Origin of the sequence: Paenarthrobacter sp. TE4293, from assembly GCF_050435325.1 — a bacterium.
Lineage (GTDB): Bacteria > Actinomycetota > Actinomycetes > Actinomycetales > Micrococcaceae > Arthrobacter > Arthrobacter nitroguajacolicus_C.
In genome coordinates, this window is the sequence record NZ_JBNJRY010000003.1 from 301,815 (window position 1) to 320,692 (window position 18,878).

16 protein-coding genes are annotated in these 18,878 nt (G+C 64.1%); 6 read left to right on the forward strand and 10 right to left on the reverse strand.

The features are described 5' to 3' along the window. Position 1 precedes the first annotated feature (1 nt). Both QF015_RS07705 and QF015_RS07710 read right to left on the reverse strand, forming a co-directional pair. On the reverse strand, positions 2 to 1,345 hold the full coding sequence (locus tag QF015_RS07705; RefSeq protein WP_429388161.1) for a geranylgeranyl reductase family protein: 1,344 nt from the start codon (positions 1,343 to 1,345) through the stop codon (positions 2 to 4). 30 nt (positions 1,346 to 1,375) lie between these two features. Next, positions 1,376 to 2,137, reverse strand: coding sequence for a demethylmenaquinone methyltransferase (locus tag QF015_RS07710; protein ID WP_310206412.1), 762 nt, complete (start codon positions 2,135 to 2,137; stop codon positions 1,376 to 1,378). Positions 2,138 to 2,228: 91 nt separating this feature from the next. Here QF015_RS07710 and QF015_RS07715 point away from each other — a divergent pair, with 91 nt between their 5' ends. The 4 genes from QF015_RS07715 to QF015_RS07730 all read left to right on the forward strand — a co-directional run bounded on the left by QF015_RS07715 (position 2,229) and on the right by QF015_RS07730 (position 6,224). Further along, positions 2,229 to 3,584, forward strand: a complete 1,356-nt coding sequence (locus QF015_RS07715) for an isochorismate synthase (protein WP_310206414.1) — start codon at positions 2,229 to 2,231, stop codon at positions 3,582 to 3,584. 158 nt (positions 3,585 to 3,742) lie between these two features. Beyond that, positions 3,743 to 4,540: an ABC transporter substrate-binding protein gene (locus tag QF015_RS07720; protein ID WP_310206417.1), complete on the forward strand. Its 798-nt coding sequence runs from the start codon at positions 3,743 to 3,745 to the stop codon at positions 4,538 to 4,540. Between the two features lie 92 nt (positions 4,541 to 4,632). After that, on the forward strand, positions 4,633 to 5,424 hold the full coding sequence (locus QF015_RS07725) for an amino acid ABC transporter permease (protein WP_310206421.1): 792 nt from the start codon (positions 4,633 to 4,635) through the stop codon (positions 5,422 to 5,424). Positions 5,425 to 5,435: 11 nt separating this feature from the next. Next, positions 5,436 to 6,224 (forward strand): amino acid ABC transporter ATP-binding protein, encoded by a 789-nt coding sequence (locus QF015_RS07730; protein WP_310206424.1) that lies wholly within the window; start codon positions 5,436 to 5,438, stop codon positions 6,222 to 6,224. Positions 6,225 to 6,368: 144 nt separating this feature from the next. Here QF015_RS07730 and menD read toward each other — a convergent pair whose 3' ends face one another. The 4 genes from menD to QF015_RS07750 all read right to left on the reverse strand — a co-directional run bounded on the left by menD (position 6,369) and on the right by QF015_RS07750 (position 12,119). Next, a complete protein-coding gene (gene menD / locus QF015_RS07735; protein ID WP_429388164.1) occupies positions 6,369 to 8,078 on the reverse strand; it encodes a 2-succinyl-5-enolpyruvyl-6-hydroxy-3-cyclohexene-1-carboxylic-acid synthase in 1,710 nt (569 codons plus the stop codon). Between the two features lie 188 nt (positions 8,079 to 8,266). Continuing rightward, a complete protein-coding gene (locus QF015_RS07740) occupies positions 8,267 to 10,357 on the reverse strand; it encodes a PhoX family protein (protein WP_429388166.1) in 2,091 nt (696 codons plus the stop codon). Positions 10,358 to 10,432: 75 nt separating this feature from the next. Continuing rightward, positions 10,433 to 11,449, reverse strand: a complete 1,017-nt coding sequence (locus tag QF015_RS07745; RefSeq protein WP_310206433.1) for an o-succinylbenzoate synthase — start codon at positions 11,447 to 11,449, stop codon at positions 10,433 to 10,435. Positions 11,450 to 11,510: 61 nt separating this feature from the next. Next, complete coding sequence (locus QF015_RS07750) at positions 11,511 to 12,119, reverse strand: hypothetical protein (protein WP_429388168.1); 609 nt, start codon at positions 12,117 to 12,119, stop codon at positions 11,511 to 11,513. 102 nt (positions 12,120 to 12,221) lie between these two features. On the opposite strand from QF015_RS07750, the gene QF015_RS07755 reads away from it, so the two are divergent. Together QF015_RS07755 and QF015_RS07760 are read left to right on the forward strand one after the other, a co-directional pair. Beyond that, complete coding sequence (locus QF015_RS07755; protein ID WP_429388171.1) at positions 12,222 to 12,851, forward strand: DUF2510 domain-containing protein; 630 nt, start codon at positions 12,222 to 12,224, stop codon at positions 12,849 to 12,851. Between the two features lie 63 nt (positions 12,852 to 12,914). Next, a complete protein-coding gene (locus tag QF015_RS07760) occupies positions 12,915 to 13,967 on the forward strand; it encodes a LacI family DNA-binding transcriptional regulator (RefSeq protein ID WP_429388173.1) in 1,053 nt (350 codons plus the stop codon). Positions 13,968 to 14,129: 162 nt separating this feature from the next. Here QF015_RS07760 and QF015_RS07765 read toward each other — a convergent pair whose 3' ends face one another. From QF015_RS07765 to QF015_RS07780, 4 genes are read right to left on the reverse strand one after another with little or no spacing between them, the layout of a single operon-like run. Further along, positions 14,130 to 15,563, reverse strand: a complete 1,434-nt coding sequence (locus tag QF015_RS07765; protein WP_429388175.1) for a glycoside hydrolase family 32 protein — start codon at positions 15,561 to 15,563, stop codon at positions 14,130 to 14,132. A 31-nt stretch (positions 15,564 to 15,594) separates the two neighbouring features. Then, positions 15,595 to 16,467, reverse strand: a complete 873-nt coding sequence (locus QF015_RS07770) for a carbohydrate ABC transporter permease (protein ID WP_310206449.1) — start codon at positions 16,465 to 16,467, stop codon at positions 15,595 to 15,597. Positions 16,468 to 16,475: 8 nt separating this feature from the next. Then, positions 16,476 to 17,441 (reverse strand): carbohydrate ABC transporter permease, encoded by a 966-nt coding sequence (locus tag QF015_RS07775; protein ID WP_310206452.1) that lies wholly within the window; start codon positions 17,439 to 17,441, stop codon positions 16,476 to 16,478. Then, positions 17,438 to 18,856: an ABC transporter substrate-binding protein gene (locus tag QF015_RS07780; protein WP_310206455.1), complete on the reverse strand. Its 1,419-nt coding sequence runs from the start codon at positions 18,854 to 18,856 to the stop codon at positions 17,438 to 17,440. The genes QF015_RS07775 and QF015_RS07780 overlap by 4 nt, the downstream gene beginning before the upstream one ends. Between the last annotated feature and the right edge of the window lie 22 nt (positions 18,857 to 18,878).

The following is an 18,878-nucleotide window of genomic DNA, read 5'->3' on the forward strand; positions in this document are numbered from 1 at the left end:
CCTAACTAGTTGGTGCGGAAACCGCGGTGTCGGAGCCTGCCGGTGTCAGGGCACGGGCAGGGGAAGTGTTGGACGTGGCCGGAACCAGCATCTCGAGGACCCGGATTACGCGGTCTTCGAAGCCTTTCGCGGCGGGATCCGTGAGGTTGGCGAGCATGCGGACCACGAAGCGCATCAACGCAGGAAGGGGCATACCCGTGCGCAGTGCCAGCTTCATCACGGCAGGCTTGCCAATGAGGAACGCGAAGGCACGACCCAGCGTGAAGTGCGATCCCCACTGGTCCCGGACATAGTCCGCGTACCGCGAGAGGTGCGCGTCGGCGTCGTGCGTTGACCAACCGGCGGAAGCCGAGCGTGAGGACGCATCAATCAGGAACTCGGCCGCGAAACGGGCCGACTCCATGGCGTAGGAAATGCCTTCGCCGTTGAACGGGGAGACCATCCCGCCGGCGTCGCCCAGCAGGAGCAGGCCGGGCGAGTAATGCGGGGTGCGGTTGAAGCCCATGGGCAGCGCGGCGCCGCGGATCTCCCCCACCTGGTTCTCCGGCGTGAAGCCCCAGTGGGCGGGCATGGTGGAGGTCCACTCGCGCAGGACCTGCTTGTAGTCCAGCTTGCCGAATTCCTTGGAGGAGTTCAGGATGCCAAGGCCCACGTTGGAGGTGCCGTCGCCGACACCAAACACCCAGCCGTAACCGGGCAGCGGCTTGCCTGACTTGCCGGGAAGTTCCAGCCAGCCTTCCATCCAGTCGTCGTTGTGCCGGGGCGACGTGAAGTAGGTACGCACGGCAACACCCAGAGGACGGTCGTCGCGCTTGTGCATACCCAGCGACACGGCGGTTCGGGTCGAGTTTCCGTCCGCGGCGAGGACGACGTCGGCATGGAAGTCGCGCGTTTCGCCCGTCTTGCGTCCGGACTCGTCGAGGATTGATGCCCGTGCGCCGATGACGCGTCCGTCGTCAGCGGTCACAGCGGAGGTAACACTGTGGCCTTCAAGCACGACGGCTCCCGCGGCCTCTGCATGCCGGGCCAGCGATTCGTCGAAGCCCAGACGTGTGCGGATCAGGCCGTACGTGGGAAAGTCTGCGACCTCGGGCCAGGGCAGCTCGATGGTACGTCCGCCGGCAATGAGGCGGAGACCCTTGTTCCGGCGCCATCCGTCCTCGACAGAGTGGGGCAGTCCAAGTTTCTGGATCTCACGGACCGCACGCGGAGTGAGTCCATCGCCACACACCTTTTCACGCGGAAAGGAGGTCTTCTCCAGCACCGTGACATCGATGCCCGCCTGGGCGAGGTAATACGCGGCGGTGGACCCGGCCGGCCCCGCGCCAACAATTAGTACTTTCACGTCGTCCTAAAATCAGCAGGCAGTACGAGGTCAGCCGGCCTGTTGGCGCGGCTTGATCTGGCGGCGAAGCTTGGCCACCGGAACGCTTTCGCGGTGCTCGGCGGGCTTCTGCGCACGGTGCACGGCGACGATGCCGCCGCTGAGGTTGCGATAGGTGATGTCCGTCCAGCCGGCGTCGCTGAGCCACTGGGCCAGGTGGTCCTGGTCCGGCCAGGCGCGGATGGACTCGGCGAGGTACACGTACGCATCCGGGTTGGAGGACACCTTGGTGGCAATGGCCGGGAGCGCACGCATGAGGTATTCGGTGTAGAGGTTGCGCCACAGCGGAACTACAGGGTGCGAGAACTCGGCGATGACCAGGCGGCCGCCCGGCTTGGTGACGCGCAGCATTTCCTCGAGGGCCTTGCGCGGTTCAACGACATTCCGCAGGCCGAAGGAGATGGTGGAAGCGTCGAAGCTGTTGTCAGCGAACGGCAGGTTGGTGGCGTCACCGGCAATGAAGTCGATGTCCGGGCGGCGGCGCTTGCCAACCTTGAGCATGCCCAGGGAGAAGTCGCAGGCTACAACGTCCACGCCTGCGTCGGCATAGGGTTCGCTGGAGGTTCCGGTTCCGGCGGCGAGGTCCAGGACCTTCTGGCCCACCTTCACGTCCATGGCATCAACCACGATGCGGCGCCAACGCCGGGTCTGCCCCATGGACAGGACGTCGTTCACGACATCGTATTTGGGGGCGACATCATCAAACATCGTCGCAACTTCGTCCGGACGCTTTTCCAAGGATGCTCGGTTCACCCTGTAATTGTCTCAGACATTCCACCGACTTTGCTGCGCTGTAGAAGTCGGCTCAGATTCTGGTTGTCCGCGGGAGTACTGTTGTTCCATCATGACGAGCACGCTCCGCACCTTGACAGTCCCCCTCGATGTTGATTCATCCTCCGGGGGGCTGCCGTCGTTTCTGGTCCGGGACGACGTTCTTTGCTGGTCCCGGCGAGAGGCCGGCCTGGTGGGATACGGGGAGCTGACCCGCTTCAACGCCACCGGGCCTGAGCGTTTCCTTGAGGCCGATATCTGGTGGCGGCACCTCATTCTTGAGGCCGACATCACGGATCAGGTGGAGCTTCCGGGCACCGGTCCGGTCGCTTTCGGCTCGTTTGCTTTCTCCAAGACATCCCCGCACGTGTCCCGCCTGATCCTCCCCGAGCTGGTGGTTGGCATGCGCGATGGCCGTGCCTGGGCCACCCAGTTAACGTTCGACGACGGCCCCCTCACCGAAGCGGGCGTCCTCGCCTCCGTGAACCGCTGGCTCACTGAACCGGATCCGAACGGCGACGATCCAGCGGCAGGAGGGTCCGACGTCGGGCCCTCACCTGCGGCTGTTGCCGCGGACGGTTCCGCCGGTTACCTCAGCCATGGTTCCCTGAGCGAGGCCGCGTGGATGCAGGCCGTTTCCAATGGGGTCGAGGAGATCCGCGCCGGAAAACTGGAGAAGCTCGTGTTGGCGCGGGACGTCGTCGCGACCCTTCCTGAGGGCGTCAACGCCGCAGAGGTACTCCGCCAGCTGGCCGCAAGGTACCGCGAATGCTGGACGTACGGCGTGGACGGTTTGGTGGGCGCGACGCCCGAGATGCTGATCCAGGTGGAGGGCCGAACGGCACAGGCCCGGGTGCTGGCAGGGACCTTGGATCGCCGCGATGCCGATGGCATGGACGGCTCCCCCATGGAATACGCCGAGCGCGTCCTGGCTGGGTCCGAGAAGCAACGCCATGAGCACGAGATCGCCATTGATTCCCTGACGCGGCAGCTTGCGCCCTTTTCTGAAGCGATGAACTCCCACAGCGAACCCTTCATTCTTGAGCTGCCCAATGTGTGGCATCTGGCTTCGGACGTGAAGGCGGAGCTGGCCGACATTGAGGGTCACGTCCCTACGTGCTTGGCCTTGATCAATGCGCTGCATCCCACGGCTGCTGTGTGCGGAACCCCGACCCTGGTTGCCGGAGCGTTGATTCGCAAGCTCGAACACCTGGACCGCGGTCCCTATGCAGGACCGGTCGGCTGGCTCGATGCCGCCGGGAACGGCGAATGGGGCATCGCACTACGCGGTGCGGTCATCGAGGACGCCACTACGGTGCGCCTGTACGCGGGCTGCGGCATTGTGGAGGGCTCGCAGCCGGAGGCAGAACTGGCCGAAACGTGGGCGAAGTTCCGGCCGATGCTCGAAGCACTGGGGATCCGTCGCTGAATCTGGGATTCCAGACAGCACCTCCCTTTTTGCAGTTGATAAGTGGGTAAACTTGTTATCCAATAGTGAAACTTCGTTTCCTGTGATGCACATCTCACGTTCGGCGCTACACTAAAACCGACTCAGTTCAGCATCCACCGCAACAAAAGGTAAACAACATGCAGATCTCCCGTTCGGTTCTGTCCGGCACCAAGATTGCCGCCGTGCTCGCAGCCGGCGCACTGGCCCTCACCGCATGCGGTGGCTCATCCACCCCTGCTGCCTCGGATGCCTCGGGCCTCAAGCTCATCAATGCCGGCAAGCTCACGGTGTGCTCGGACGTCCCCTACGAGCCGTTCGAATTCCAGAAGGACGGCAAGATCGTCGGCTTCGACATGGACATCGCCGCCGAGGTCGCCAAGGACGTCAAGGCCGAACTCAACGTGGTGGACAGCTCCTTCGAAGCCATCGAGACCGGCACCGCACTGACCGGTTGCGACGTCTCCATCTCCTCGATTTCCATCACGGACGTCCGCAAGAGCGTCATGGACTTCTCCACTCCCTACCTGGACGACGACCTGACCCTCGTGGCCACGTCATCCTCGGGCATCAGCAACATCGATGGCGCCAAGGGCAAGAAGGTGGGCGTCCAGCAGGCCACCACCGGCGCCCAGTACGCCAAGGACAAGGGAATCGACGCCCAGCAGTTCGAGGATTCCGGCCTTTTGGTCCAGGCCCTCAAGGCCGGCACCATCGATGCAGCCATCGGCAACCAGTCCGTCCTGGGCTACGCCATCAAGGACGACTCCAACCTCAAGCGCGTTGAAGACTACGCAACGGGCGAGAAGCTGGGCATCTCCATCAAGAAGGGCAACACCGCCATGACGGACGCCGTGAACGCCACGCTGAAGCGCATCACCGACGACGGCTCCCTGAAGAAGTTCGAGACCACCTGGTTCGGCGAAGCCACCAAGTAGTCCGAGCCCCGGCTCCCGAGATCCACGCAGGCGGGCCCCGAAACGACACGTTGTTTCGGGGCCCACCTGCGCAACATGAATGTGAGAACCCCATGGCAATGACTGCACGTCAACGAGCCAAAGTCAGTTTGTACGTCCAGGCCGGAATCTTCGTCGTGGCCGTGGCCGCAGTGATCCTTGCTGTGGACTGGAAGACGATTGGCACCAGCGTCTTCAACTTCGCCAAGATCGGGCCGATGTTTCCGGACATCTTCCTGGTGGGCCTCAAGAACACCCTCATCTACACGGCACTGGCATTCGTGGTGGGCTTGTCAGGCGGTCTTCTGCTTGCCCTGATGAAGCTTTCCTCGTTCCCGCTGTACCGCTGGCTCGCAACGGGGTACATCGAGTTCTTCCGCGGCGTTCCCGCGCTGTTGGTCTTCATCGCCTTCGGCTACGGTGTTCCGCTGGCTTTCGGCGTCCAGTGGGACGTCAACATCGTGGTGATGGTGTCCCTGGGCATGGTGGCTTCGGCGTACATCGCTGAAACCCTCCGCGCAGGCCTCCAGGCGGTCCCCAAGGGCCAGATGGAAGCAGCCCGTTCACTGGGTATGCCGCACTGGCGCGCCATGGTTTCCATCGTCATTCCCCAGGCGTTCAAGATCGTCCTGCCGCCACTGACCAACGAGATCATCCTGCTCACCAAGGATTCCTCCCTGATCTACGTCCTGGGCCTCACAGCCTCCCAGTACGAGCTCACCAAGTTCGGGCGCGACGGTATCTCCAGCCTCGGAGCCGGCCTGACGCCGCTGCTCGTAGCCGGTGCCTTCTACCTGGTCATCACCATCCCCTTGAGCCTCCTGGCACGGAAGTTCGAAAGCCGCTCCGCGCGGACGAAGCGATAGGCAGGACAGTCATGAACGACGTCGTAAACAGCACCGTTCGCGCCGCGGGCGTGGACATCAAGGACCTTCGCAAGTCCTACGGCAGCAACGAGGTCCTCAAGGGCATCTCGCTGACTGTCGAACCGGGACAAGTGGTCTGCCTGATCGGGCCTTCGGGTTCAGGCAAGTCCACCCTCCTGCGCTGCGTCAACCTGCTGGAGCAGCCCAACGCGGGCACCATCAACGTGGGCAAGTTCGAGGCCACCGACCCCGATGTCGATCTCAACAAGATGCGCCAGAGCGTCGGCATGGTGTTCCAGCACTTCAACCTGTTCCCGCACCTCAGTGTCCTGGACAACTGCACCATCTCGCAGATGAAGGTCCTGAAGCGCTCCAAATCCGAGGCCTCGGACGTGGCGCGCCACAACCTTGAACGCGTTGGCTTGGGTCACCTCGCCGACCGTTTCCCGGACCAGCTCTCCGGTGGCCAGCAGCAGCGCGTAGCCATCGCGCGCGCTCTGTCCATGGACCCCCAGCTCATGCTTTTCGATGAGCCGACCTCCGCGTTGGACCCTGAGACCGTGGGCGACGTCCTGGCCGTCATGCGCAAGCTGGCCCAGGAAGGCATGACCATGCTGGTGGTCACGCACGAGATGGGTTTCGCCCGCGAAGTGGCAGACCGCGTGGTCTTCATGGACGCCGGTGTCGTGGTGGAAGAAGGACCGGCTGAGCACGTCATCAGCGCCCCCACCCAGCCCCGCACCAAGGAATTCCTGCGCCGCGTCCTGGATCCGACGCACATTGGAGTCGAAGAAGCCTAGCTCCTTCGCTTGCCACGCCAAAGGGAGGGCGGCACCCGGATATCCGGGTGCCGCCCTCCCTTTCGCGTTACTGCTACGTAGTTGGGTGGCGGCGGCGGGCGGGTTTGGGTTGCGCGGCGGGCGGGTGGCAGTTCTGCGAGGGGTTCAGCCCGCGGTGAGAACCTGGCCCACTGCAGCGCTGATGGCTTCCTTGATCCGCGCATGAAGCCCCCGCAAGCCCGCCCGGTCCACGCGCACCTCCACGATGGTGCGCCCCTTGAGGGGCGACGTGAGTGCATTGGCGAGGTCCGCCGTCGTACTTACCGTTTGGTGCCCGACGCCGTATGCCGCCGCGAGTGCCGCGATGTCCACTGAGTGCGGGGTGCCGAAGAGGCGTTCGACGGCGGTGCCGTAGGCGCCTGAGTCTTCCACGGCACCGTGCTCCAGGAGCGCGAAGATGGCGCCACCGGAGTCGTTGAGGACCACAATGCGGAGATCGGGCACCGGTTCGCCTTGGCCCAGGAGCAGCCCGCCGGCGTCGTGGAGGAATGTGACGTCACCCAGAAGGACCGTGGTTTCCCGTCCGCTGCCCAATGCGATGCCCGTTGCCGTGGCGATCGTGCCGTCGATTCCGGCGAGGCCGCGGTTGGCGTACACCGTGGCAAGAGGGGCGGTGTGGGGTTGGCCGGCGAGGTCGACGTCGCGGATGCCGTTCGAAGAACCAAGGACCAATTGTCCCCGGGCGTGCTCCCAGACTGTGGCGCCCACGGATGGGCCGTTCGCAAGAGCCTCCCCTGCCAGCACTCCGTCCAGGCCATGTTGGGCTGCGGCTCCGGCGAGGAGCCAGGAGTCGAGCCACTCCGCGGAGCCGCGGCCGGCGAATTCTGCGAGCTCGGGAAGCGTTTCGAGTGCGGTTTCGCGGCGGCGGCCGGCTTCGTACCACGCCACAGGGACTGGTTGGTAGATGGCTGACTCAACGGATTCGCGTGCCAACAACGACGCCACGGGGCGGGACAGGGTTGCCCGGCCGAACAGGACCACCCTCTCGATCGGGGCACGCGATCCGGGCCCGAAATGTTCCAGCAGCACCCGGTACGGTCCTACGGCGTTGGGGCCGAATCGTGCGTTCGACGACGGTTCCGCGAGCAACGGCAGGCCATGGGCGCGGGCAAAGGCTTCGGCCACGGGACCTGCGTCGTGTCCCGCCAGGACCACGGTGCGCCGCTCCGGCAAGTCGCTCGAGGCCGCCGGGAGGTCCAGCGCCTGGGGTCCGGCGTCGTAATGGAACACGCCGTGTCCGGTTGCCTCCGGAAGCGCATCGCCGTCAGCAGGAACCAACGGATCACGGAAGGCGATGTTCACCTGGACCGGACCGGGCGGGGTGTCCTCGAGGGCGCCGGTGGCTGCGTACAGTGCGGTGGCAACAGCCTTCTGGGGGTGATCACCCGCAGCAACGTCGACGGCGAACCGCACGTGGTCGCCGAAAAGGTCCAATTGGATGGTGGTTTGGTTGGCCCCGGTCCCGTGGAGTTCTTCGGGCCTGTCCGCGGAAACCACGACCACCGGGACTGCGGAGTGGTTGGCTTCCATGACGGCTGGCAGGAGATTGCCAACAGCCGTACCGGATGTGGTCACCACCGCGACGGGCGCTTCGGTGGACAGGGCCAGCCCCAGTGCCGTGAACCCGGCGTCGCGTTCATCAATCCGGACGTGGAGGCGGATACGCCCCGCGGCTTCAGCTTCCGCGAGGGCATATGCCATCGGCGCCGACCGGGAACCCGGCGCCACCACCGCGTGCCGCACACCGCCGTCGAGCAGTGCCGTAACGGCGATCCGGGCGGCAGCGATGGATGTCAGAGAGTCCTGGGAAGTCACCGTTCCAGTCTATTGGCGCGGGCGCTCCCCCAACGCTCTCTCACCTTCCACCCCCAAACAGCCAACCCCCTCTCACCTTCCACCCCCACGCGGGACGTGACAGAGCATGTGGGAAACGAAATGCTCCCCGCCCCGGGGACCCCGGGAGGGAGAGCATTCACCGTCGTAAAGATCGGAAAGGGCAGGCGCTACTTACGGAAGACCTGCACGATCGCGGGGCGCGGGGCCCGGACAGCACCGGCGGGGACGGGGGCGCCTGCAGCAACATAGTCCGGGAAGTACGAGTGCGGCGCGTCGAACGTGCCTTCCTCACCCGGGTGCTGGACAGCGACGAATACGGTGCGCTCTTCGTCGTGGACGATCGGGCCGCAGGTCTCGGCGTCGCGGGGTACTGCGAGGAACTGCTCAACCTTGCCGCGCTCGGGGCCTTCGAGGGTCACCTTGAAGAGGCCGTCGTTGTAGCCGATGGTGGACGGGGCGCCGTCGGTGGAGATCCAGAGGTTGCCAACGGAGTCGAACGCCACGTTGTCCGGGCAGGAAATCGGCGAGACCTTGTCTCCCGGGAAACCGGAGAAGTAAGTGGAGGTGTTCTTGGCGGGGTCGCCGGCAACCAGCAGCAGGGTCCAGTTGAACTTGGTGCCAACCTGGTCCTTGCCTTCGGTGATCTCGACAATGTGGCCGTCACGGTTCAGCGTGCGCGGGTTGACCTCCGTGGCGCCTTCCTTGCCTGCCTTGCCGCGGTCCGAGTTGTTGGTGCAGGCCACGTAGACCTTGCCGGTGGCCAGGTTCGGCTGGACGTCTTCGCAGCGGTCCATCTTGGTGGGGCCAACCTTGTCAGCTGCCAGGCGGGTGTAGACCAGCACTTCAGCAACGGACATGCCGGGAACTGCCGAAACGCCACCCACCACCAGGGGCAGCCACTCGCCGGAACCATCGAAGGCGCCATCTGAGGGAACCTTGCCCGTGCCGTCGATCTCCGCTGCCGGTGAATCACCGGTAAAGCGGGCAACGTAAAGATCGCCTTCGGACAGCAGACCCATGTTGTTCTTTCGGGCAGCCTTGGAGTCGCCTGCCTGGTATTTGCCTTTGGAGACGAACTTGTAGAGGTAGTCGAAACGCTCGTCGTCGCCCATGTATGCCACCACGTGGCCGTTCGGGGCAACGATCACGTTGGCGCCTTCGTGCTTGAAACGACCCATTGCTGAGTGCTTTCGCGGGGTGGAGGTGGGGTCGTACGGGTCGACTTCCACGATCCAGCCGAAGCGGTTGCTTTCGTTGGCGTAGCCGGAATTGCGGGTGTCGAACCGCTGTTCGTCCAGTTCCCACTGACGGGCGGTTGCCTTCGAGGACAGTCCATAGCGCTTGTCTGCATCACTGGTTCCGGGCGTCACGAAGTAGCCGTTGAAGTTCTCTTCACCGGAGAGGATGGTGCCCCACGGGGTGGTGCCGCCGGAGCAGTTGCCCAAAGTGCCCTTGATCCACTTGCCGGCGGGGTCGTCGATGGTCTTCACCAGGTTTGTACCGGCGGCGGGGCCAGTCAGTTCGTAAACGGTGTCCGTGAGGAAACGGCGGTTGAGGGCAGCGCCCTGGACGTAGCTCCAGGGCTTGTTCTTGTTCTTGCGCTCCAGTTCCACCACTGCGAGACCGTGGGCGGCCCGGCCGATGGCACGGGCTTCGGCTGCATCGAAGCCCACCGGAAGCATGATGTTCTCGTTGGTGTACTCGTGGTTGGTGAAGAGGACTGCGCGGCGATCCTTGGAATCGGGGATCGGGAGGATGTCCGTGTAGTCATTGTTGTATCCAAACTGACGGGCCTGGGCCGCTGCAGTCTGCTTGGTGATGTCGAAGGCCGGGGAGTCTGCGAAGAGAGGATCGCCCCAGCGGATGATCGGGTTCCAGCCAAAGCCCTCAGGAACGGTGAAAGCATCGACGGCGGCGTCCACCGGCTTGATTGCCGTGAACTTGAGCTTGGACTTGTCGAAGCCCTTCTTCGCGGCATCGGAGAGACCGTTCCCAGAGTCGGCAACAGCTGAATCAGCACCAGTGACTGCACCACCAAAAACGACGGCGAGCGCACCGGCGGCCCCCAGCCCCAGGGCGGCGCGGCGGGACATGGCGGTTGAGGCGATGTCGCGGAAGTAGCCGTTGGCGCTGGTGTTGCAGACATCGCCGGCGCAGGCGTTGTCACACTTGAGCGCACAGGTCACGGCACTGCGCTTGCCTTTGGTGTGGCCGAGCATCGGGAGCAGCGGGAACGAGCGTCCGGTGGTTTCAGACATGGGGGACCTTCCAGAGTGTGTACGAGGTTCCCGCTGAGCCTTTCAGCGGAATCCGAATCTGAGAGGTCCCTCTGGTTAAGAACCGGTGAACAAACCGTGCCGGTTCTCCGCCAGGACGGTGTGCACCCTGCGGAGGCGGTCCAACCACCAGTCCCGTCGTTCCCCGGGTGCCGCGTACTGCTCAAGCAGCCCTGGATCGGCGACGGTGTCACGCAACCGGATGGCGCCGTCGTCGGCCACCAGTGGATCCAGCGTGATGTCCGAGGCAAACAGCGAAACGGTGCCCAGCCCGCAGGCGTAGGGAAGAGCAGGCAGCGCTGCCGCGAGCGCGAGCCCGGCGCGGATGCCTACCGAGGTGTCCAGCGCAGAACTGACGACGGCGGGGAGTCCTGCCCTCTCCACGATGTCCAAAGCTCTCCGCACTCCCCCAAGCGGCGCAACTTTGACCACAATGAGGTCCGCGGCACCGGCTCTGGCCACGCGAAGGGGGTCGTCTTCTTTTCGTACGCTCTCATCGGCGGCAATGAGGACTGGCATTCCCGCGGCAGCCAGTCGGCGCCGCACTTCAGCCAGTCCCTCGATGCTGGGTACGGGTTGTTCGGCGTACTCAAGGCCAACGGCGGAGAGCTTGCCCAGGGCCTCCACTGCCTGCTGGACGTCCCATCCCCCATTGGCGTCCACGCGGATGGCAGCGTCGGGGAGTGCTTCACGTACTGCTTGTACCCGCGCGACGTCGTCCATCAGCTCCTGACCGCGTTCGGCAACCTTGATTTTGACTGCATCCACCCGACCGAACCGCGCAAGGACCTCCGGAACCCGCTCGGCGGCCACTGCGGGCACCGTGGCGTTGACGGGAATGCGCTGGCGCAAGGGCTCGGGGAATCCAAGCCAGCCGGCTTCAACGGCGGCGGCCAACCAGCGGGAGGACTCGTCGTCGTCGTACTCCGGGAAGGGGCAGAATTCACCCCAGCCGAGCGGTCCGCGAACCAGGAGCGTCTCGCGCTCCATGATTCCGCGGAACTTGACGCGCATGGGAAGCGTGACCACGTGGGCGGAGTCGAGGAGTTCTTCGAGTGAGGGAAGTGCAGGCATGTTGCCACTGTACCGGCGGCCCGGTGCGGCAATGACAGGCGAATCAGGCTATGTGGAAAACCTATTCGGACCAGTAGTTCCGGACCCTGCCCAGCGCTTCAGCCAATTGCTCACCGTAGAGGACGAGCGAACTCTCGGGGATTCCCAAGGCATCCCAGCGGACTACAAGTTGGGTGTCCCCTTCAACGGGCAAAGGCCACAACCAGTAGCGGCCTGTGAACTGCGTATGTTCGTCGTTGTTGCTTCCTCCGCCGCCGCCCAGGGTGGTGAGCACAGGTCCTGTGACGTCGTTGGAATTTTCGAATGAGGACGGTCCGTGAATGGCAGCCGCTGCCTTTGTTCCATCGGAAAGGGCCACACCCAGCTGCAGGCCGGTCCTGGTATCCAGGCTGGAGCGTGGATGGTTGAAGCTCACCTCCAGAATTTCCCGCCATTCCTGGCCCGATTCATTGCCCCGGCGAATCGACCACACCAGGTCCAGCAGGCACCCGGTGGTGTAGACCTCCACCAGTTTCAGCGCCACCACCATCCTGGGGCTGCTGTAGAGGAACGCGCCCAGTGGAACCACCCCCGGTAGTTCGTCGGTCGGCGGCCCGGACCAGCCAGGTCTGAGCTGCTGCGGCTGACGTGGCCGCTCAGCGGGACCGGGGAGGTCATCGAAGAAGCTCATGTTCCACTCTTACACCACCACACAGTGACTGGGGAGGGGCACATGGCAACCGAGAGACGGCAATCGCGATATTCTCGGAAGACGACTCAATGTGGGGGAGAAATGACTCAATCAATGCCCGGTTCCACGACGCCTCCCGGCTGGTACCCGGACCCTTCAGACCCGCGCTTCGTCCGCTGGTGGGACGGGCACGCCTGGACTGCCAACCAGGCTCCGCAGCAGGTGCAATATCGGCCTGTGTTCAGGGCTCCGCGTTCCCGGATCAGCGATCAAACACCGGTGTACAACCCCTTCATTTGGGCCACCACGTTGATGCCGCTGGTCTCGGTGTTGTTCATGCTCACCTGGCAGCCGGAGTTCCGTGTCATCACCACCCGGCAGGGCGTCACCACCGTGGACCCCTTCTCGATCTATACGCCGGGGTACTTCCTGCTCATGGCCTCGAGCCTCGTGATCTATGGACTCTCGGTGTTCTTCGCGTACCTGGACTATCAGCGATTGGCGCGTTCCGGCGTCGTGCGTCCTTTCCACTGGGCGTGGACGTTCCTGAGTGCGCCGGTCTACGTGATTGGCCGCTCTGTAATCGTCAACAAGGTGGCGCCCAAGCGCGGACTGTTGCCTGTCTGGATCACCATCGGCGTCTTTGTGGTCAGCATGGTGGTCGCTGGGATCTGGACGTCCAACATGATGCAAAGCATGATGTCGTCCTTTGGATCGTCCATCTCCACCTAGCGCCCCAGGGAAACCTCACACGCGTTAGGTAGACTGCTGACAAAGGACGGAAGGACGCTCTCCATGAACCGCAAGGCCACTGCACTGGATGTCGCCAAAAGGGCGGGTGTGTCCAGGAGCGCGGTCTCGTTGGTACTGAACGGCCGCGGCGATGGAAATGTGGCGAAGGAGAGCCAGGACCGGATCCGCGCCGCAGCGCTGGAGCTGAACTACTCCCCCAACGCGATTGCCCTCAGCCTGCGAAACCAACGTTCGCGGGTCATCGGCATTGTCTCTGACGAAGTGGTGGTCAGCCCGTTCGACGGCAACATTATCGGCGGCGCGGATGACATTGCCCGCAGCCGCGGGTTCGTCACGGTCGTCATGGACACCGAGCGCGACACTGCCAGGGATGCGAGCGCCATCGAGACCCTCCTTGACCGGCAGGTGGACGGGCTCATGTATGTGACTGTGGGATTGAAGCCGATCGAGGTTCCGCAGGGCATGCTCCGCGTTCCGTCCGTGCTGGCCAACTGCTACGACGCCCACCCCCAACCGCAGCTGCACCATGTCATTCCTGACGAGGTCACCGGCGGTCGGGAGGCTACGGAGCACCTGTTGAAACTCGGTCACACCGACATCGCGCTCCTGGCGGGATCCGAGGACTCCCCCGCGGCGCCGCTGCGCGTTCAGGGTTACCGGGATGCGCACGCAGCAGCCAATGCCCCAGTCAGGAACGACAGGATTTTCATGGCCGGCTGGGACATCGACGCCGGCTTCCGCGGCGCCATGAAACTGCTCGACGGCGTGTCCCCGGCTGATCGGCCCACGGCCATCATGTGTGCCAACGACCGCCTGGCCGTCGGGGTAGCCCTCGCTGCCGCACGGCTGGGGCTCAGCGTTCCCGAGGATTTGTCCATCATGGGCTACGACGACGAAACCCGGATCGCCGACACCATGGTCCCCGCGCTCACCACCATGGCCTTGCCGCTGCGTGAGATCGGCCGGGCCGCCATGACCTCGCTGCTCGACGCCATCGAGGGCACCAACACCACGGGAAAGGGAACCGCCGTCGAAACGATGGTCCCCTGCCGCCTCGTGACCCGGGAATCGACCGGCCCCGCCCCCACCCGCTAGACCGTTGCGAGGCCCGCACAACACCCCAAAACACACCCAAACCCTGCACAACGGGCCCCACAACACAAACCCCCCACGTTGCGAGGCCCGCACAACACCCCAAAACACACCCAAACCCTGCAGAGTGGGCCTCGCAACGAATGGGCGACGCCGGCCTGCCGCCTATGCGGGAAGGCTCAACTTCCACACATCGGCAGTTGCACCGTCGGGCAAAGTGAGCTGCCATTCCTCGCCCGGAGCCGGGTAGGCGCGGAGCGTGGTGGCCACGGAACCGGCACGGTAGACCTCCACGAGGGATGCGTCGATGAAGATCCGAAGCTCCTCCCCCGCGGCTAAGGAGCCGGAGTAGACCACCTGCGCTTTGGCACCCGAGCCCAGGAGCAGCTCCACGGAACCGGAACCGACACCGGCACCGGAACCGACACCGACACCCACCGCAGACGACGAGGAACCCTTCACCAACACCTCGGCATAAGCGGGAACACTCACCGAGCCCACAGCCCCCACGGTCACGGTCTCACCCCGGTACGCGAGAACTTCCGCCGCAGGAGCAACTGCCAACGCCCCGTCAACCACGGACAGAACGCGGGGGTGCGTCAACACACCCGCCCACCCGGCGTCGTCAATTTCGTCTTGGGTGCGGCCTCGCCGTCCGTCACGGCCGGGCCCTTCATTGGCCCATCCCCACAACAACGCGGCTGGCTCGGAATCAGCCGAACCATAAGCCAGCTGCACAACCTGCGGCGCATAGAAGTCGCGGCCGAAGTCGGACTTCCCACCGGAGGAAGCCACAAAAACAGGCAACCCCGACACAGGATCCGCGGAAAGAGAGCCGATCAAGTGCCCCACACCATTGGCGTGCTCGTGGTCGTCGCCGGAGAGCCACAGCGAGAACATCATCACCCACGCGGAGCCACCCGAAACGACAGGCACCTCCACCAGCTGGGGGCACTCCCAGATCTCAGCAGGAGTATGCTCAGCGGCCACCGGATCAGCGGAAGTCAGCCAAATCCCCTGGTACTTCCAGTCATTCATGTCCTCCACGGTGTACAGCAACAAGGCCGCCCGGCCATCGGAGAGGCCGGCCCCCTGCATGGCGTAGCGGGCACCGTTGAAGTGGAAGAGGAAGGGGTCGCGCACAGCAGTCACCAGCGGATCCGCCGGCATGGACGCAGCGACATGGCCGTCTTGTTCCCACGTCACCAAGTCCGAGGAACCCCGGGCAATGACCACCTGCGAGTGGCCGCCGTGGTCCTGAACACCCGAATAGCAAGCGGTGGGCACGCCATCGTCCAAGGTCACCACACCCGTCCAGCAGCCTGCGGAATCCGGTCCACCGGACTGCGGCACAAGTGCCACAGGGTGCTCCTCCCAGCGCACCAAATCCGGGGAACTGACGTGGCCCCACTGGATCTGCGAGTGCCGTGCGGACAAGGGGTTGAACTGGAAGAACACGTGGTACCGGCCATTGATGTAGCTGATGCCGTTGGGATCGTTGATCCACCCCTGGGCCGGACGCGGGTGGAAGCGTGGAAAGGCCGGATCCGGATGCGTCGCCGCCAGAGACAGAGAGGAAAAGAGTGCAAGGTCCGTCAACGGAACCCCTTTCAAAACGATGAAGAAGAAATTACTTGCCCGTGCCTGCGGTGAGTCCGTCCTGCAGCGCGCGCTGGCCGAACATGAACACCACCAACGCGGGAATCATGGAGAGGACAACACCGGCCAGGACCACGGAGATGCTTCCCGTGCCGAGGTTGCCTTGAAGTGAGACGAGGCCCAGCGGCAGGGTGAAGTTCTGCTCGGAGATGGTCATGATGAGTGGCCTGAAGAACTCGTTCCAGTGGAAGTTGAACGCCAGGATGCCCACGATCGCCAGGCCGGGCATCGCCAGCGGCGCATACACGGAACGGAAGGTCCGCCACGGCGAGGCGCCGTCGATCGCTGCCGCTTCAGCGAGCTCACCCGGCAACCCCATGAAGTACTGGCGCATCAGGAAGGTGCCGAACGCCGTCGGGATGGCCGGAATGATCAGTGCCAGCAGCGTGTCCGAGAGTCCGACGCCACGGATGAGCATGAACACGGGCACGATCGTGACCTGCGCAGGCACCATCATGGTGGCGAGCACTATGGAGAACAGCGCCCCGCGTCCGCGAAACTTCAGATGGGCGAAGGCGTAGCCGGCCAAGGCTGCCGTGATCATCTGGCCCACCGCGATCAGGCCGGTCACCAACGCGCTGTTCACCACCAGCGCCACGATGTTGAGCTGCTTGAACACTTGCTCGTAGGAGGTCAGGTCCGGGTTGAGCGGCAGGAACGCCGGCGGCAGTTTGAAGGATTCCGACGGCGGCCGCAGCGAGGTGGACAGGGTCCACAAAACCGGACCCAGGACAAAGACGGACGCGATCAGCAAGACGATGACGCGGACAGCCACTGACCAGTCGCGCTTCTTCCGCGTGACTACGGGCGCCGTGGTGGTGACACGTTCTTGGATGGTGGTCATGGCGGGCCTTACTGGTAGAAGACGAATCGTTTGCTGAGCCGGAATTGCGCGGCGGTGATGGCCATAATGATCAGCGTCAGGATCACGCCGATCGCCGAGGCCTGGCCGAACTCGAGGCGCTGGAAGGCGGACTCGAAGATCACCATCACGGCAGTGCGCGTTGAGTCGCCGGGCCCGCCACGGGTGAGGACATACGGCTGGTCGAACACTTGCAGCGCGTTGATGATCGCCATGACCGAGGCCACCAGGGTGGTGGGGCTGAGCAGCGGCAGGGTGACGAACCAGTGCTTGCGCCAACCCGTGGCACCGTCGATCGACGCGGCCTCGTACGTCTCCACTGGGATTGAGGCCAGGCCACCGATGAACAGCAGGAACGAGAACCCGAAGTTCTGCCAGACATAGACAAGAATCACGACGGCGGCAGACCCACCTGGCGTCGTCAGCCACGGGACCGCCGGGATGCCGACGATGGACAGCAACCAGTTCACGACGCCGAATTGTTCGTTGAAGAGGTACCGCATGAAGATCGATACCGACGCCGCGGAGAGGATCAGCGGGAAGAAGAATGCTGAGCGGAAGAACACCCTGAGCCAGGCGGGGAGCTTCTCCTGCACCATGATCGCCAGGCCCAATGCCAGTCCGAGCTGGAGGGCCACTGCCACCACGACGAAGACGATGGTGTTCAGGAACGAGACCCTGACTGTTGGGTCCTGGACTACTTCGGCGAAGTTGTCGAAGCCCACGAATGTCGGTGCGGAGATGATGTCCCAGCGGAAAAAGGCGAGCGCAATCGAGGCGACAATCGGCAGCAGCGTGAAGATACCCATGCCCACGATGGTCGGAGCCAGGAAGGCCCATGGCAGCCAGCGTTGTTGCACTCGTCCGCGTTTGGGTCCTTGACCGTGCTTATGGGCGGCCAGGCGACGACCGGGTTCGCTCCCCGTGCCCGTAGGCGTACTGGTTGCGGTGCTCATGGCTGCCTCCTCAGGGCAAGTTCAAGGTCGCGCTGCATCGAGGTGAGGGCATCCTTGAGTTGGCGCTCATCTCCGCTGACGGCCAGGCTGACGTTTTTCATGAGGGCGGTTTCGACGGCGGCCTGCTGGGGTGGCGCTGGGATGGGCCCCGTGGTGGGGAACCTGTCCAGGGTGTCGTAGAAGACTTTCCAGTTCTGCGGACCAGTTCCTGCGTAGAGCTGCTCGTTGACCATGGAACGCCGCGCCGGCGTGGTGTTCGGGGTGGGGAACACGATCCGCATGGCTTCGAGGCTGGAGCTGAACTTCACCCATTCCCAGGCAGCGTCCTTGTCCTTGGCGGTCTTCATGATCGCGTACCCGGCCGTGCCGAACTGGTGCCGCTGGGTCCGCCATTTGGGGAAGAACTGAACGTCGAAGTCGTTTTCAGTCATCCCGGCCTCGTGGAGGCCTTGGACCCAATAGCCGCCTGCCGGCGTCGTGCCTATCCTGTTGGACGCGAACAGGCCGATCAGCGCGCTGCCGCCGCCCTCCTCGGGCCGCACGCCGAGCCCGTCCTTGACGAGGCCGCGGAGGTAGTCGAAGGATTCGAAGACCCTGGGATCATCGGCGTTGGGTTCGAGCCATTGGTAGCCGCCGGAGCGGAGGCTCCGCGAGGGATCATTGGCGTAGAAGCCGTCCCACAGCCACTCGCCGCCCGGGGACTTGGTCTCCTTGAGGAAGCTGGTGTCGTTGGCGTACAGCCACGGCACCACACCGCCGAAGAGGCGGTTGGTCCAGTAGTACGGCGTGAAGTCCTTGGGATTTGCCTTCTTCATTGCAGCGAGGGTGCTGCGGAAGTCGGTGTGCGTCCAGTTGTCGGAGGGGCGTTCCAGTCCCGCTTGCCTGAGGGCAGTGGTGTTGTAGTACATATTGGCGGCGTTCCAGTCGATGGGGAGCTGGAACAGGCTGCCTTTGTACATGAACGCTTCCACCAGGCTGGGGTGGACGTCCTCGAAGTACTCCTTCATGTCCGCTGCATCGCGCCGCAGGTACTCATCCAGTGGATGGGCGAGCTTTTCGGCGAACAGTTGGGCGCCTTCGGTGGCGACGTAGACCACGTCCGGCGGAGTCCCTGCGGCCACCATCGTGAGGATCTTGGTGAAGAAGTCCTTCCAATCCACGGCCTGGATCGCCTGGACCTTGACCTTGATTTCGGGGTGGACCTTGGCGAAAGCGTCGATGACTTTCTGGCGGGCTGCGGCGTCTGCGGCGGTGCCCATGATGGCGATGCTGAGGCTGTTGTCACCGCGGCCCGGAATGTCCGTCCCGGTCAAGCGCGGCCACGACGCCGCGGTTACTCCAACAATTCCGGCGCCGAGGGCTGTGAGGGCACTTCTGCGTGTGAATTGACGCAAAGCCCCATTGGTTCCCGACATGTAGATTTCCTTCCCTAACACG